The organism is Sphingorhabdus sp. (assembly GCF_029865925.1).
Classification (GTDB): Bacteria; Pseudomonadota; Alphaproteobacteria; order Sphingomonadales; family Sphingomonadaceae; genus Sphingorhabdus_B.
On record NZ_JARXAI010000004.1, the window covers coordinates 1 to 15234 of the forward strand.

Here is a 15234-nt window from a genome sequence, read left to right on the forward strand (position 1 = left end):
CCACCACTTCGGAAACGAGCCCGATGCGCAAAGCTTCTGCTGCGTCGATGGTTTCACCGGTTAAGGCAAGCTCGGTGGCTTTTGAAAAACCAACAATCCGCGGCAACAGCCATGCGCCGCCGTCACCCGGAGTGATTCCCAAGCGCACAAAGCTCTCGGCAAACTTTGCCGAAGACGCGGCAATGCGGATGTCGCACATCGTTGTCAGGTCAAGCCCTGCGCCGATTGCTGCCCCGTTGACCGCTGCGACAACCGGAACCTCAAGTGCCTGAAACATCAAGGGCAATCGCTGAATACCATATTTGTAATTACGCCGTGTTTCAGCAGGCAGACCTGCCCGCAAACCGCCACTATCAGGGCGCATCTGCTTGAGGTCGCCACCCGATGAAAAAACGGTCCCTGCGCCGGTCAGAATAACGCAGCGCACCGACATATCCTGATCCGCCGCCATGAACGCGTCGCACATTTGGTCCACGACACCGACATCTGATATCGGGTTACGTTTTTCGGGCATATTCAGGGTGATGGTCAATATTCCGCCATCGCGTGACTGAAGAATTTGGTCGGTCATTATATCGCTTTCAATAAGGCTTCGATGCCATCCATGCTGATGACGCTTGAGGTCGCAATGTCTTCGCCCGCGCTGCGTTTGACCATAGGGGACAGAACTTTACCGCCGAACTCGGCAAAATGGGTAACGCCGGCCTCGGCCATGGCAATCGCCGATTCGCGCCAACGCACACGGCCAGTGACCTGCTGCACCAACTGCGCAGAAATGGTATCGGGGTCGGAAACAGGCGCAGCGGTTACATTGGCAAACAGCGGCACCAAAGGCGCGTGGATTGTTGTGGTCGCAAGCGCGCTTGCCAAGTCATCTGCGGCAGGCTGCATCAACGGGCAGTGGAAGGGGGCGGATACGGGCAGTAATATGCCCCGCTTCATGCCATGGTCCTTTGCCAGCGCAATCGCGCGGTCAATCGCACCCTTATGTCCGGAAATAACGACTTGCGATGGGTCGTTGTCATTGGCGACGGTACAGGTTTCGCCTTCCGCGGCGGCTGCAGCCAAGCTTTCTGCCTTTTCTATGTCCGCGCCAAGCAAAGCGGCCATGGCGCCAATGCCGACAGGCACAGCCGCCTGCATTGCGCGACCGCGCAGCTTAAGCAGCGCCGCCGTTACGGACAACGGCAGCGCGCCAGCGGCGCATAAAGCGGTATATTCGCCCAAGGAGTGGCCAGCGACGAAATGACATTTTTCGACCAACCGCACGCCGCCTTCGGTTTCCAGCACGCGCAAGGTTGCAATTGCGTTTGCCATGATCGCGGGTTGCGCATTCTCGGTGAGCGTCAATTCGCTCTCCGGGCCTTCACACATCAATCGGAACAGATGTTGGCCAAGTGCTTCGTCGATTTCCTCAAACACCGCGCGGGCGGTTGGGCTTGCTTCTGCAAGCGCCTTGCCCATGCCAACGGCTTGGCTGCCTTGTCCGGGGAAAATGAATGCGCGCATATCTAGTCCTATCGGTCTGTGTTATTGCCAAACCGCCTATGGCGCAGCGCTTGATGTTGCAAGCCCGAACGGCACGATGCGATTGTCGGCATCATGGCCAATGTCGGCGCGGCCAAGATAGTCTATACCCGTTTTCGCGCACCAACGCTTTGCTATTTCCTCTGCGTCCTCGCCAAAGGGTCGGTCATTGTCGGGCACATCGCTTACCCGGCCAAGCCGTAATCCGGTTAGTCCCACGGACCGCAGATGGCTGGTGACGTGAAAAAACGCGCGGTCATAGCCGTAAAGATATTCGCTTACCTCTTCGACCATTAAGACATGGTCGCTTAGGTCTGGCATCAATGGCGTCCCAACCATCATGGCCAGCGTCATCAGGTTAAACGCCGCATATTTTGCGCCCGCCAGCACATGCGGTTCAAGCGCCTGCGGTGACGCGTGCAGCATCCAGTCAAGCGCGCGTAGCAAAGCTGCCTCGCCGCCATTCCGCCGTACGTCGGCTGGCATCGGGCCATGACAGACACGACCAATCTTCGCGCCGTACAACGCGCCAAGCAAATTGCCCGCATCGCTATACCCCATATAGATTTTATCCCCTGCCGCCGATTTAAGCGCAGCCAAAGCGCCCTGCGCAATACGACACGCGCCATAGCCGCCGCGCACGAACCAGACAGCTTCAAGGGCGGGGTTATTGGCAAGGTCCACAAACGCCGCAATACGCGCATTGTCCGGCCCGGCGAAATGCCCATCCTCGGCAAAGCATTGGTCATGGAAGATGAGATTGGCCGTCGGATAGGTATGTGCTGCGAGCGCAGTAACACGCGCCGCATCCTCACGCGTAAACGGCGTAGACGGCGCGCAAATACCTATTCTCATAAGTTACCCGTTTCCTCAAACTTCGTCATTTTCGCGCAGGCGCGGGGGTGACGATGTTATTGCTATACAGAACCATTGCTAAAATCATCTTCCGGCCATAACCGCCACTGATGCACAAAAACAAATCCTATTTCTTCTGTGGCGTTGGTGGATCGGGCATGTTGCCTTTGGCGAACATCGTTCGCGATGCAGGCGCGGCTGTTTCCGGATCTGACCGCGCGTTGGATCAAGGCCGGCTGGGATCGAAATTCGAATGGCTCCAAAGCCTTGGCATTGACCTGTTTGCGCAAGATGGCAGCGGTATCATCAGCGGTGACCAGGTCCTCATTGCCTCTGCAGCTATTGAGGACAGCGTTCCTGATATCGCCAAGGCCAATGCGCTTGGCTGTATCCGTATGACACGCGCCGAATTGCTCGCAGACTTGTTCAACGCCGCACCGCGCAGCGTTGCGGTGGGTGGAACGAGCGGAAAATCGACGGTAACCGGCATGATCGGCTGGATATTGACGGACGCCGGCCGTGATCCCACCATCATGAACGGCGCAGTGATGAAAAATTTCGTTGCTGATGATACCCCCTTTGCCAGTGCGCGGGTAGGGCAGGGCAATGTCTTCGTCAGCGAAGTCGATGAAAGCGATGGATCGATTGCATTGTTCACGCCCGAGGTGGCGGTTCTGAACAATGTCAGTCTGGATCATAAAACGCTTGAAGAATTGCGTCAGTTGTTTGGCGACTTTGCCAAAAGGGCAAAAGTCTGTGTCTGGAACGCCGACGACGCGGAAACGGCCGCGCTCATTGCGCCGATGAACCTGTCTGGCGCGGTAAGTTTCGGATTTGGAGCCGGCTCAGCGTTTTGCGCAACTGACATCATTAACCTCCCACTTGGAAGCAGCTTCACGCTCCACGCGCTGGGCGAAACCCGCGCCGTGACGTTAATTGTACCCGGCAGGCACAATATCGCCAACGCGCTTGCCGCTATTGCCGCAAGCGTCGCGCTTGGCGTGCCTGTAGAGCAAGCGGTGCGCAGCGTAGAGCGTTTCTGCGGCCTTGCGCGCCGTTTTGACATTGTCGGCACCGCCAATGACATCACGGTCATCGATGATTTTGGCCATAACCCCGACAAGATTGCCGCAACCCTCGCGACGCTGAAGGCCTTTCCCGGGCGCATCATCGCCTTTTTCCAACCACATGGTTACGGCCCCATCCGCGTCATGGGCGCGGAACTTGCTGGCGTATTTGCTAACCTGCTTGGCGAGAACGACCACCTCATCCTTTGCGACCCAGTCTATTTCGGCGGCACGGTGGACAAAACCACGGGTAGCCAAAGCATCACCGACGCGGTCACGGCTGCTGGCCGCAACGCCGAATATATCCCCAGCCGCGAGGACTGCGGCAACCGTATATTGGAAATCGCGAGGCCCGGTGACCGCATCGTCATAATGGGTGCACGGGATGATACGTTGAGCGGGTTTGCGGCGGATATATTGCAGCGACTGGGGCGCTAGGGCGTCCAACCCTATTCGCAATCCGGGGAATCGCTTGCTTTTCCTGTAAATCCCACCTAAGCGACCCACTTCGCTTGGGGTAACCTCGGTGAATACGAAGAAGGCCGGAGGGGCGTATGCATGGTGCTGCGTCAGCGATCGGTAGGAACAAGGAAACGCCCATGTCTCTGTACGAGCATGTATTTTTGGCGCGTCAAGACCTTTCACAGGCCCAAGTAGACGCGCTGGCAGAAGCTGCCACGAAGATTGTGGAAGACAATAAGGGCAAGGTCGTAAAGACCGAAACTTGGGGTCTTCGCACATTGACCTACAAAATTCAGAAAAACCGCAAAGCGCATTTCGTAATGCTCGACATCGATGCTTCTGGCGACACCATCGCCGAACTCGAGCGTCAGACACGCATGAACGAAGACATCATCCGTTACATGACCGTCCGCGTTGACGAGCATGAAAAGGGGCCATCGGTCATGATGCGCAAGAGCGACCGTCCAGAGCGCAGCGAACGCGGCGAACGTGTTGGATTTGGCGGCGGCGACCGTGATCGCGGCGCCCCTCGTCCAGATCGTGGCGACCGCCCCGATCGCGCACCCCGTGCAGAGCAGGAGGCTTAAATTATGGCACGTCCGTTTTTCCGTCGCCGCAAGTCCTGCCCATTCCAGGGTAAAGATGCGCCGAAGATCGATTATAAAGATGTACGCCTGCTTCAGGGTTATATTTCAGAGCGTGGCAAGATTGTCCCGTCGCGCATCACCGCCGTATCGGCAAAGAAGCAACGTGAACTGGGCCAAGCTATCAAGCGCGCCCGTCACATCGGCCTTCTGCCGTACATCGTGAAGTAGGAGCCGAAAACATGGATATCATACTTCTCGAGCGCGTTGAAAAGCTTGGTGCAATTGGTGACGTTGTCACCGTGAAGGACGGCTATGCCCGTAACTTCCTGCTGCCAAACAAAAAAGCGCTCCGTGCGAACGCCGCCAACCGGAAGGTTTTCGAAGCGAACCGCGCGAAAATTGAAAGCGATAACGCAAGCCGCCGCGATGAAGCGCAAAAAGCTTCGGGCAGTGTCGAAGGCAAGCAGATCATTCTGATCCGTGCAGCTTCGCAAACTGGCCAGCTTTATGGTTCGGTCTCAGTCAAGGATATCGTTGACGGTCTGGTCGCCCAGGACGCCAAGGTTACCAAAGGCATGATCGTGCTTGAACGCCCAATCAAAACGCTAGGCATTTTCGGTGTCAAAGTTGTTCTGCACCCCGAAGTTAGCGTTAATGTTCAGGTCAATGTGGCCCGTTCAGATGACGAAGCTGAATTGCAGAAGGACGGCGTTAACGTTCTCGACCAGATGTTCGAAGCCGAACAGGCCGAGATTGCTGCTGAAGCAATTGAAGCTCAGGTTGAAGCCGAAGTTGCATCTGACGTCGCCGACGCTGCGGAAGCCGCTGCCAACGCAAAGCGCCGCGAAGAGCAAGCTGCCGACAAGGCTGCTGCTGAAGCTGCCGGCCTTTCTGCTGAGGCAAGCGACGAAGCATAAAGTTTTCGACTGCCGCATACAAAAAGCCGCCTTGTTTTAAGACAGGGCGGCTTTTTTGTTGGGTTAAGCGATACCGTAATACTGTTGGTTCGGGGTTCTAAACCGCCCCAAGGTGACGGGTCGTGCTATAGTTGGGCGAGATACAAAGTGGGCAGTGGCAGCATCAGGCCGTTTGGTTTACAGCACAGCAGTGACCGCACCCATCATCATCACCGCCGAAATGGGTAAGTCCGACCAAGCATGGGCCAATGGATTGCGCCGCGCGTATTTTCCCATGGAGCGCAATTTTGTCGATGCGCATATCACGCTGTTTCATCACCTTCCGCCAAGCCACTTGCCGGAGATAAAGTCGCGTTTGGCGGCGCTTGTTGCGGATTATCCTGCGCCTGTTGCGCGTCTCACTGATATAAAGCTGCTGGGCACGGCAGTCGCATTTCAGGTCGATAGCCCCGAATTGCTGAGTCTACGTGAGGAGCTTGCAGATGCATTTCGCGGACTTTTAATCCCGCAGGATGAGGCGTCGCCCAAATTGCATATAACCGTCCAGAACAAGGTTGAGCTTCCGGTCGCCAAAGCGCTTCATACCCATCTGTCGTCAACATTTCGTCCCCGACCTTTGGACATTTCCGGTCTGTCCGCGCATTATTATCGCGGCGGGCCATGGGAGCAAATTGGCAGATGGGCATTTCGCGGCTGACAATGCTTGACCCGTTCAAACCCCGCGCTTATAGCGCCGCGTGCTTCCCCGCAAATGCTGGGATTCACGCTAGGATGGCGAAGTAGCTCAGCTGGTTAGAGCGGTGGAATCATAATCCATAGGTCGGGGGTTCAAGTCCCTCCTTCGCTACCATTTCATTGGCGTCCGCAGGCGCCTAAGCTTTCCCGGTATCGGCGGGGCCGCCAACCAGGATAAAATGCCGGTCGCAATAGCCGCAGTCGACATAGCCTTTTTCATCAATCTGGAGCCACACGCGCGGATGACCCAACGCGGCTGGGATATCTCCGCTGCCATCGCAGGCTACACGCGGTTCACGTACTCGGATGGTTTCAGGATCATATTTGTTCATGAGCGCCGCTTAGCAAAGCAGTCGCTACCCTGCAACGGGTCAGAAAGCGTTGAGCGTGATTGCACTGCTACCCCGCCTTCGCTATCGCAGGAGGATGTCCGAACAAGCTATCTCCATAAAGAACCTCTCCAAAAAATATGCGGGGGGGAAACAGGCGCTCGACGATGTCAGTTTTGACGTTGCGCAAGGATCGATCTTTGGGTTGCTTGGACCCAATGGCGCAGGCAAATCTACACTGATTAACATCTTGGCCGGGTTGGTCATGAAAACATCCGGCAGCGCGTCCATTTGGGGTTTCGATATTGACGCCCATCCGCGCAATGCAAAGGCATCGATTGGCATTGTGCCGCAGGAAATCATGTTCGACCCCTTTTTCACGCCCAAGGAAGCGTTGGAGCTGCAAGCTGGCTTATATGGCGTGCCTAAGTCGAAGCGGCGGACGATGGAGCTGTTGAAGGCCGTCCGGCTTGAAGATAAGGCCGACGCATATGCCCGCACCCTGTCTGGCGGCATGAAACGCCGTTTGTTGGTGGCAAAGGCCATGGTGCATGCGCCGCCAGTGATCGTGCTGGATGAACCTACCGCTGGCGTCGACATCGAACTGCGCCAGCAATTGTGGGACTATGTGCAGGAATTGAACCGTCAAGGTGTCACCGTTGTCTTGACCACGCACTATCTCGAAGAGGCGGAGCAATTATGTGACCGTATTGCGATCATCAACCATGGGCAGCTGATCGCCAATAAGCCAACACGCGAATTGGTCGGTATGGCCCGCGAAAAGGCAGTGGTGCTGACGCTAGATCGCGATGTGACCAGCGCGCCAACGCATGAAACCTTTGAAAAGGCGGAGCTGGTCGGCGACCGGACCATTGCAATTACATATAACAAAGACCGGATGAATGCAGGCGAAGTCCTGTCGGTGATACAAGGCCTCGGGCTTGGCATTATCGATGTCACCACAAAAGAAGCGGATTTGGAAGACGTCTTCCTTCGTTTGACGAGCACTGCATAAATGGAAGCTGATGTTCTAATCATTGGATCCGGGGCGGCCGGTTTGACGGCTGCGTTGCAATTGGCAACTTCGCGCAAAGTTGTGGTGTTGGCGAAGGGTTCGATTTCTGATGGTGCGACGGCTTGGGCGCAGGGCGGGATTGCCGCTGTGCTTGAACCCGGCGACAATTTTGCCAACCATATCGAAGACACGATGGTTGCAGGGGCTGGGCTTAACAACCGCGCGACTGTCGAATTTGTGGTGGAAAATGCACCAGTTGCGATTGAGCGGTTAGCCAAGCTTGGCGTGCCGTTCAACCTTGAGGGCAATGACTGGCATCTAACGCGCGAAGGCGGGCATAGCCATCGGCGGATCGTCCATGTCGACGATGCCACTGGCTGGGCAGTGCAGCAAGCGCTTGAGACTGCCGCCAGAGCACATCCAAATATCATCCTGGTGCCCGACATGGTTGCGGTTGACCTGATTTCTGGCCGACATCAGGAACGGTTTTCAACGTCCGGTCGAATCCACGGCGCCTATGCGCTGAACCGCAAGACGGGGCAGGTGGAGACCTTCACCGCGCGCGCCACGATCCTTGCAAGCGGCGGCGCAGGCCGGGCATATCTATATTCCACGGCCCCGCGTGGCGCGACCGGAGATGGCATCGCCATGGCGTGGCGTGCAGGCTGTCGTGTATCGAATATGGAATTCATGCAGTTCCACCCGACCTGCCTCTACAATCTTGAGGTCAAGAATTTCCTTATCACCGAAGCTGTGCGTGGTGAGGGCGGCATACTGAAGAACCCAAAAACCGGGCATCGCTACATGCCTGATTATGACGAACGCGCCGAGCTTGCGCCGCGTGATATTATCGCGCGCGCTAATGATGCCGAGATCAAGCGCGATGGTCTGGATTATGTCCATCTGGATATCAGCCACAAGCCACCCGAATTTGTAAAAACGCATTTCCCGAACATCTACGAAAAGCTGCTTGGGCTTGGCATCGACATCACGCGGGAGCCAATCCCAGTCGTACCAGCGCAGCATTATACCTGCGGCGGCGTGCTTGTGGATATAGACGGTCGAACCGACGCGCCAGGCCTCTATGCCGCAGGCGAAGTGATGCAAAGCGGGTTGCACGGTGCGAACCGTCTGGCGTCGAATTCATTGCTGGAATGCTTCGTCTTTGGCGATGCCTGTGCCCGGCATATCGAGGCGCATTGGGACAGCCTGCCACCACCGCCCCCCATACAGCACTGGGATGCAAGCCGGGTTACCGACAGCGACGAGGAGGTTGTGATCGCGCAGTGTTGGCGCGAGATCCGCCAGTTTATGTGGAACTTCGTCGGCATCGTGCGCACTACGAAACGGCTCGAGCGGGCGCAGCACCGCATTGACCTGTTGCGCAGTGAGGTCGGCGATTATTACAGCCATTTCAGAGTCACCCCTGACCTTATCGAGCTTCGAAACCTCGTTGAGGTCGCCGCACTCATCATCCGTTCCGCTCTCTCGCGGCATGAGAGCAGGGGGTTGCACTTCACGCTGGATTATCCAGTGATGGCGACCACGGCGATCGATACGATTTTGGTACCGTAAGCACAAAACACTTTCCTACAGATACCAACATCAGGCAGAGTCGATTCTGGATGATTGGAGGGTGTTATGACGGTTCAAAATAGCGTTTTGGCTTTTACCTTACGCAGTTTTTTGCAGGTGTCTTTCTTGGCATTGTTGGGCGCGCTTGCTGCGCCTGCCATGGCGGCAACGCCTGAAGAGACTGCGCGTCAGGTGTTGGCGAAGTCCCCCATCATTGACGGTCATAACGATACGCCGCACCAGATTGCGGAAGTGTTTGATCGCGATTTTTCCAAATTTGACCTGAACGCCTTGCCTGCCGATGGTTTGGCAAAAACGCATACGGATATCCGCGCCGCACGGGCAGGTTTTCTTGGGGGTCAATTCTGGTCTGTCTATGTCGATGCGGCTTTGCCTAAGCATGAGGCTGTGACGCGCACCATTCAGCAAATTGACGTCGTGCGGCAGATGATAGCGCGTTATCCCGATAGCTTTGCCTATGCATCAACGGCGGCCGAGGTTGAGGCCGCAATGAAAGCTGGCAAAATTGCTTCGCTTATCGGCATGGAAGGCGGCCATTCGATTGGCGACTCGTTAGGAATTCTTCGTCAGACTTACGCGCTTGGCGCGCGGTATATGACCATCACGCACAGCCTGACCACCGATTGGGCGGATAGCGCCACCGATGCGCCCAAGCATGACGGATTGGCGCCCTTTGGTTTTGAAGTGCTCGCCGAAATGAACCGGCTGGGGATGATTGTCGACATCAGCCATGTGTCCGAGGCCACGATGCAAGATGTTTTGGACAAGACCACAGCGCCGGTGCTCTTCACGCACAGCAATGCGCGCGCCATCACGCCGCACCCGCGCAACGTGCCTGATTCGGTACTTCGCCGCCTTCCGCAAAATGGCGGCGTGGTGATGGTAACCTTCGTGCCCGGATTTACATCGGCCGAACGGCGGGAGTGGGAATATCAACGCTCGGCTGTCGCTGGTCGCGCCAAGACCGAGTTCTCAGGCAATCCTGCCGGCGAAAAAGCCTCCGTTGATGCATGGATTGCTGCACACCCGCAGCCCAAGGCAACACTTGCGCAAGTTGCCGACCATATTGACCATATCCGCAAAGTCGCTGGCATCGACCATATCGGCATTGGCGGTGATTTCGGCGGCGTAGATGAATTACCTGTTGGCCTAGAGAATGTGTCCACATATCCCGCGTTGTTCGCCGAACTCGTCCGCCGTGGCTATTCGAAAGCCGACCTCGCCAAAATCGCGCAAGGCAATGTCCTGCGCGTCATGCGTGGTGTCGAAAAGGCAGCGGAAAAATAATTCTATGCGGCAAAGCCCTCGGCCAGATAACGTTCTGCGATGGCGGCATGCAGCGCCGCTCCTTTGGCCATGACGCTGTCGTCCAATATCATTCGGTTGGAGTGTAGCCCGCAACAGGACCGCCAGTCGTCGCCTTCGTGGGATGCGCCCAAGAAGAACATGGCGCCGGGGACTTTTTCGAGGACATAGGCAAAGTCCTCGGCACCCATGATGGGTGTATCAAGCGTGATCCAGCTTTCCGCGCCGAACATAGTTTCAACCACAGTTTTGCCGAATTGGACGGCGCGGTCGTCGCAGAAGGTGACGGGGAAGCCCTGTTCAATATGCACTTCCGCGCTACAGCCATGCGCAGCGGCGATTCCCGGGGCGAGGCGGTGCAGTTCTTCGGCCGCCCGCGCGCGCGACTGCGGCGACAATGTACGGATCGTGCCAAGCAAATGCGCTGTTTCGGGAATGATATTGTTCGTCGTGCCCGCCGAGATTTTGGCGATGGTGATCACTGCAGGATTGAACACTGAAATCTTGCGCGTCACCATTGTCTGGATTGCCGAAACGATTTCGCAGGCAACGGGGATGGGGTCGATGGCGTCATGCGGCATTGAAGCGTGGCCGCCCGCACCCTTGACCGTGATGGTTAGCACGTCGGATGAAGCCAATAACGGCCCGCTCCGGCCGCTGAACACACCGCGCGGCGCGTTGGGCATGATGTGCAAGGCAAATGCCGCATCGGGGAGGGGATCAATCAGGCCATCGTCAAGCATGAAGCGCGCGCCATGATGGCCTTCTTCACCAGGTTGAAACATGAACTGGACGGTGCCTGCAAGTTGCTCACGCTTGGCACATAGCATCTTGGCTGCACCCACCAGCATTGCGACATGGGTGTCATGCCCGCAGGCATGCATCGCGCCGTCGGTCAGCGAGCTATACTCTAGTCCTGTATCCTCGTGCAGCGGCAGCGCATCCATATCGCCGCGCAGCAACACGGTGCGGCCGTTGGCAGGGCCTTTGAGGGTTGCAATCAAACCCGTTGTCGATAGCCCTTCCCGAAACTCAAGCGGAAGGCCGGCAAGTGCAGCCTTAATTTTTGCGAGCGTCTTGGGGTTCTGCAGACCCAATTCGGGTTCTGCATGAATGGCCCGCCGCAGGTCGACAAGGTCGGGAAGAATGTGTTCGGCGTCATCGCGCCAGTCAGTGCTGATTAAGTCCATGACCTATCTAGCACCAGCCTGACGCGACCGACAACAGTCTTTAGTCCTCTAAGCGTACGGTCACATATTGCGTGGCTGCCCCGCGCCGTTTGACGCCAAGCAAGATCGCCCCGCGACCTGCGGCCTGCGCTTCCTTCACGGCGGTTGCGAGACCAGCGGCTGTGGTAACAGGTTTGTAATTGGCCGAGACGATTACATCGCCGCGACGCAAACCAACCTGCGCAGCTGTGCCTGCGCCGGGAACGTCGACAACGATGCCTTTGACATCAGCGGTCATACCGAGCGCCCGCGCTATTTCCGCGTCGAGCGGAATGACGCTGAGGCCAAGCTTGTCACGGATGACCTTGGAATCGGGCGTATCGGTTTGTTTGTCGAAGTCCTTGTTTTCTTCCGGATTGAAGTTGCTTTGGGCGAGCTTTTCCTCCGGAGGACGTGCGCCGATAGTTGCAGTCAGCTTCAACGGCTTGCCTTCGCGCAAGATGTCGAGCGGAATTCGTGTGCCAGGTTTAATGTTGGCCACGATGTAAGACAGGGTGGCTTCGGGGGTCACTTCGCGGCTGTCGACGCGCAAGACGATGTCGCCTTCCTTAAGACCAGCCTTATCAGCGCCCTCGCCAGCGACAACGCGTGCGACGAATTCACCGCGATTTTTTTCAAGGCCAAGCGCATCGGCAAGATCTTCGCTGACGGGGGTGATGCTGATACCGAGATAGCCGCGTTCCGGACGGACGCCCTTTTTCAACGATTCAATCACCGGAATGGCTTCATCAGCAGGAATAGCAAAGCCAACGCCGATATTGGCACCTACTGGCGAAATTAGGCGGTTGTTGATGCCGACAACTTCACCCTTCAGGTTAAACAAAGGTCCGCCGGAGTTACCCGGGTTAATCGCGGTGTCCGTTTGAATGAATCGGTCATACGCCCCACCGGCGCCGATGTTGCGCTGAAGCGCAGAAATAATTCCCGCAGTTACCGTGTTGCCCAAACCAAGGGGGTTACCGATGGCGATGACCCAGTCACCAACGCGGCTTTTTTTGGAATCTGCCATTTTGACAAAGGGCAGTCCAGTTGCGCGGATTTTCAGCAAGGCCACATCCGAAGATGGGTCGCGGCCAACGATTTCGGCCTCATATTCTTTGCCATCGAACAAAGTGACCGTGACGCGGTCAACGGCGTCACCAGCCGGGCCCCCGACGATTACGTGGTTGTTGGTCACGATATAACCGTCGCTTGAAATCAGAAAGCCCGATCCGCCACTGGCCTGCTCTTGCGTCACTGGCCGGCGTTCGCCGGTCAACGGGTTGAGGCTGGTGGCTACCTGCACCTTTTGACGCGTGGCGATGTTGACAACGGCTGGCTGCAACTGCGCTGCGAGGTCTGCAAAGGTTGCCGGTGCCCCGCCGGGTGCAAGATTGGCCTGTTCTGAAACGGCAAGGCCAGTCTGTGCGGTGACAGGGTTGTCATTAACCAGAGCGACTGTGCTGCCCGCCATCAAGAGCGCGGTGGTAACTGCATAAGCGTAACGCACGGATATAATTCCCTTCGTCTATTCAATGGGCAATTGGCCCGAAAATCAGCCCTTCGATGGCGTGGCAAAGCTTAACGCCAATTGAATGGATGTCCTAATATCTACTAACGTCCGTTACGGAATTTCTCCAGATACGCATTTTGCGGTGACAATATAATGTTGCTTGAACCTTCGCCATTTTGGAACGTCTGACGATAGCTCTGCATTGCGCGATAGAAATCATAGAATCCTGGGTCCTTGCCATAGCTTATCGCGTAGATGCGGGCGGCCTCTGACTCGGCGTCAGCGCGGATGATCTGCGCTTCCTTCTGGCCCTCGGCGTCGATGGCGATGGCTTCCTGATTTCGGGCGCTTCGCATGCGGTTGTAGGCCGACTGCAAAGTTGCTGCGGGCAAATCGGCACGTTTGATGCGGACATCAATAACCTCTGCGCCATATTTGCTGGCTTCGCGGTTCAACGCGGTCTGGATATTTTCCATAACTTCACCGCGTTCGGCGCTCAGCAATGCTACAAAAGTGCGCTTACCCAGCTCGTTGCGCAGCGACGATCCTAAAATCGTGCGCAACTGGTCCCGCAAACGATCTTCGGTACGAATTGTCCGATACATTTGCGCAGGCTTGGTAATACGAAAGCGCGCAAACGCATCCACCTGAAGTCGTAATTGGTCGGTAGACAGCACTTCTTGCTGCTCCATCTCAACGCTCAACACGCGCTTGTCGATGATCTGGATTTGTTCAACCAACGGGATGCGGAAGGTGAGCCCGGCGCGCGTTTCGCCAAATTGTTCACCCGTTTTGTAGGGGTTTACGATCCGATCAACCTTACCATAGCTGCTGATGATGGCCTGCTGCGTTTCGGGCACTACATTAATGGACATGCTCATAAGGATGAGCGCGGCGATTACGGATAATGCGAGGTACATTGGGTTTCGCAGGAATGTGCTAATCATTGCTTGTTCCCTGTCACGACTACGGGCTCGGTTTTTTGAGCCGCCTTTTTCTGGAATTCTGGAAGTGGGAGATAAGTATTCACACCGCCGGTCTCTACGATCGTTTTGTCAACCTTGCCCAGCACCTGTTCCATGGTTTCATAATATAGACGGCGCTTAGTGACCTCAGGCGCCTGTTTATATTGCACATAGATTTTGTCGAACTCCGCAGTTTCACCCAACGCAAGTTCGGTTACCCGGCTTGCATACGCGCGGGCATCGTTGAGATAACTTTCGCGGCGTTGCTGCGCAGCGTTCACTTCACGGAACGCGTCGGTTACTTCGGGTGGAGGATCCGACTGGCGTATGGAGATGCTCTGGATCAAAACGCCGGCCCGATATTCGTCAAGCACTTGCTGCATCCGGCGGCGCACTTCAAGCTCAATTGCACCCCGGCCAGGGCCGATAGCTTGCGTCAGGTCATAATTGGCCACCGAAGCACGCATAGCGCTCTCCGCGACCTCTTTTACGGTGCCGTCGGGATTGTCGAGTTGGAACAGATACAGCGATGGATTTTTGATCGACCACCGCACATCATACGCCATGTCGATGATACTCTGATCCTTCGATAGAACCAGATTTTCGCTGCTTGGCTTGGGCGACCCGATCGAAGTCGTCTGGATCTGTTTTGTGTCGATCTTTGTTATGTTTTCGAACGGTGCGGGTAGGGTAAACTGGATGCCCGGCTGAACTGTGCGCGCATATTTGCCCAGTTGCATGACAACACCCTCTTGCTCCGGACCAATTCGGTGGATGCTTGTCCACACAAGCCACAGCGCAAGAAAGGCGCCGATGATGAGGGGAAACCAGCTTTTGCCGTTGGGACGTTTGGGTAAGCCGCCAAATCCAGCGCCTTTCCCGCGCAGCATTTCTTCGAGCGAAGGACCACGTCCGCGCGTGCGCGCGGCCGGGTCGGGTGTTGGATCCCATGGGTTGACGGGATCTTGTTTTGATTCACCGCCGCGTCCGCTTGGATCGCTAGTCGTTCCAATATCCGTAGGATCTGATGAATCCCACGGTCCTTTGCCATTTGTTGCCAAAATTACCGTTCCCTGATCGTCAATTTTCTTGCTCATAAAATATATATGGGAATGGTTTTTCAGAAAAACAGTGTCAATCCCGCAATTCTGAA

At 56.2% G+C, this 15234-nt stretch carries 16 protein-coding genes and 1 tRNA gene; 9 read left to right on the plus strand and 8 right to left on the minus strand.

The genetic code is table 11. From position 1 onward, the window contains the following. The 3 genes from QE270_RS00215 to QE270_RS00225 all read right to left on the minus strand — a co-directional run. On the minus strand, window positions 1–571 hold a 571-nt coding region (locus tag QE270_RS00215), incomplete at its 3' end, for an enoyl-CoA hydratase-related protein (RefSeq protein ID WP_300033649.1). Further along, a complete protein-coding gene (fabD, locus tag QE270_RS00220) occupies window positions 571–1509 on the minus strand; it encodes an ACP S-malonyltransferase (protein ID WP_300033651.1) in 939 nt (312 codons plus the stop codon). The genes fabD and QE270_RS00215, both read right to left, overlap by 1 nt. Window positions 1510–1545: 36 nt before the next feature. Continuing rightward, window positions 1546–2382 (minus strand): LD-carboxypeptidase, encoded by an 837-nt coding sequence (locus QE270_RS00225; RefSeq protein WP_300033653.1) that lies wholly within the window; start codon window positions 2380–2382, stop codon window positions 1546–1548. Window positions 2383–2492: 110 nt separating this feature from the next. On the opposite strand from QE270_RS00225, the gene QE270_RS00230 reads away from it, so the two are divergent. From QE270_RS00230 to QE270_RS00255, 6 genes are all read left to right on the plus strand, one after another. Further along, window positions 2493–3887 (plus strand): Mur ligase family protein, encoded by a 1395-nt coding sequence (locus tag QE270_RS00230; protein WP_300033655.1) that lies wholly within the window; start codon window positions 2493–2495, stop codon window positions 3885–3887. A gap of 161 nt (window positions 3888–4048) precedes the next feature. Further along, a complete protein-coding gene (gene rpsF / locus QE270_RS00235; protein WP_300033657.1) occupies window positions 4049–4498 on the plus strand; it encodes a 30S ribosomal protein S6 in 450 nt (149 codons plus the stop codon). 3 nt (window positions 4499–4501) lie between these two features. After that, window positions 4502–4726 (plus strand): 30S ribosomal protein S18, encoded by a 225-nt coding sequence (gene rpsR / locus QE270_RS00240; protein ID WP_143774744.1) that lies wholly within the window; start codon window positions 4502–4504, stop codon window positions 4724–4726. Between the two features lie 11 nt (window positions 4727–4737). Beyond that, entirely contained in the window at window positions 4738–5415 is a 678-nt protein-coding gene (gene rplI, locus QE270_RS00245; protein ID WP_300033664.1) for a 50S ribosomal protein L9, read from the plus strand. Window positions 5416–5605: 190 nt separating this feature from the next. After that, entirely contained in the window at window positions 5606–6112 is a 507-nt protein-coding gene (locus QE270_RS00250; RefSeq protein ID WP_300033666.1) for a 2'-5' RNA ligase family protein, read from the plus strand. A gap of 76 nt (window positions 6113–6188) precedes the next feature. Next, window positions 6189–6265: transfer RNA gene (locus tag QE270_RS00255), tRNA-Met, on the plus strand. A 22-nt stretch (window positions 6266–6287) separates the two neighbouring features. Here QE270_RS00255 and QE270_RS00260 read toward each other — a convergent pair. Beyond that, entirely contained in the window at window positions 6288–6482 is a 195-nt protein-coding gene (locus tag QE270_RS00260) for a zinc-finger domain-containing protein (protein WP_300033668.1), read from the minus strand. A 94-nt stretch (window positions 6483–6576) separates the two neighbouring features. Between QE270_RS00260 and QE270_RS00265 the strand changes: the two genes are divergently transcribed. From QE270_RS00265 to QE270_RS00275, 3 genes are all read left to right on the plus strand, one after another. After that, the gene (locus tag QE270_RS00265) at window positions 6577–7494 is read left to right on the plus strand and encodes an ABC transporter ATP-binding protein (RefSeq protein ID WP_300033670.1); all 918 of its coding nucleotides are present in this window, start codon (window positions 6577–6579) and stop codon (window positions 7492–7494) included. After that, window positions 7495–9069: an L-aspartate oxidase gene (gene nadB / locus QE270_RS00270; RefSeq protein WP_300033672.1), complete on the plus strand. Its 1575-nt coding sequence runs from the start codon at window positions 7495–7497 to the stop codon at window positions 9067–9069. Between the two features lie 66 nt (window positions 9070–9135). After that, on the plus strand, window positions 9136–10377 hold the full coding sequence (locus QE270_RS00275; RefSeq protein ID WP_300033674.1) for a dipeptidase: 1242 nt from the start codon (window positions 9136–9138) through the stop codon (window positions 10375–10377). 2 nt (window positions 10378–10379) lie between these two features. On the opposite strand, the gene QE270_RS00280 is transcribed toward QE270_RS00275, so the two are convergent. From QE270_RS00280 to QE270_RS00295, 4 genes are all read right to left on the minus strand, one after another. Beyond that, the gene (locus tag QE270_RS00280; protein WP_300033676.1) at window positions 10380–11585 is read right to left on the minus strand and encodes a M20 family metallopeptidase; all 1206 of its coding nucleotides are present in this window, start codon (window positions 11583–11585) and stop codon (window positions 10380–10382) included. Window positions 11586–11625: 40 nt separating this feature from the next. After that, complete coding sequence (locus QE270_RS00285) at window positions 11626–13113, minus strand: trypsin-like peptidase domain-containing protein (protein ID WP_300033677.1); 1488 nt, start codon at window positions 13111–13113, stop codon at window positions 11626–11628. A 104-nt stretch (window positions 13114–13217) separates the two neighbouring features. After that, window positions 13218–14063, minus strand: coding sequence for a protease modulator HflC (locus QE270_RS00290; RefSeq protein ID WP_300033679.1), 846 nt, complete (start codon window positions 14061–14063; stop codon window positions 13218–13220). After that, window positions 14060–15178: a protease modulator HflK gene (locus QE270_RS00295; protein WP_300033681.1), complete on the minus strand. Its 1119-nt coding sequence runs from the start codon at window positions 15176–15178 to the stop codon at window positions 14060–14062. The genes QE270_RS00290 and QE270_RS00295 overlap by 4 nt, the downstream gene beginning before the upstream one ends. Window positions 15179–15234: the final 56 nt, after the last annotated feature.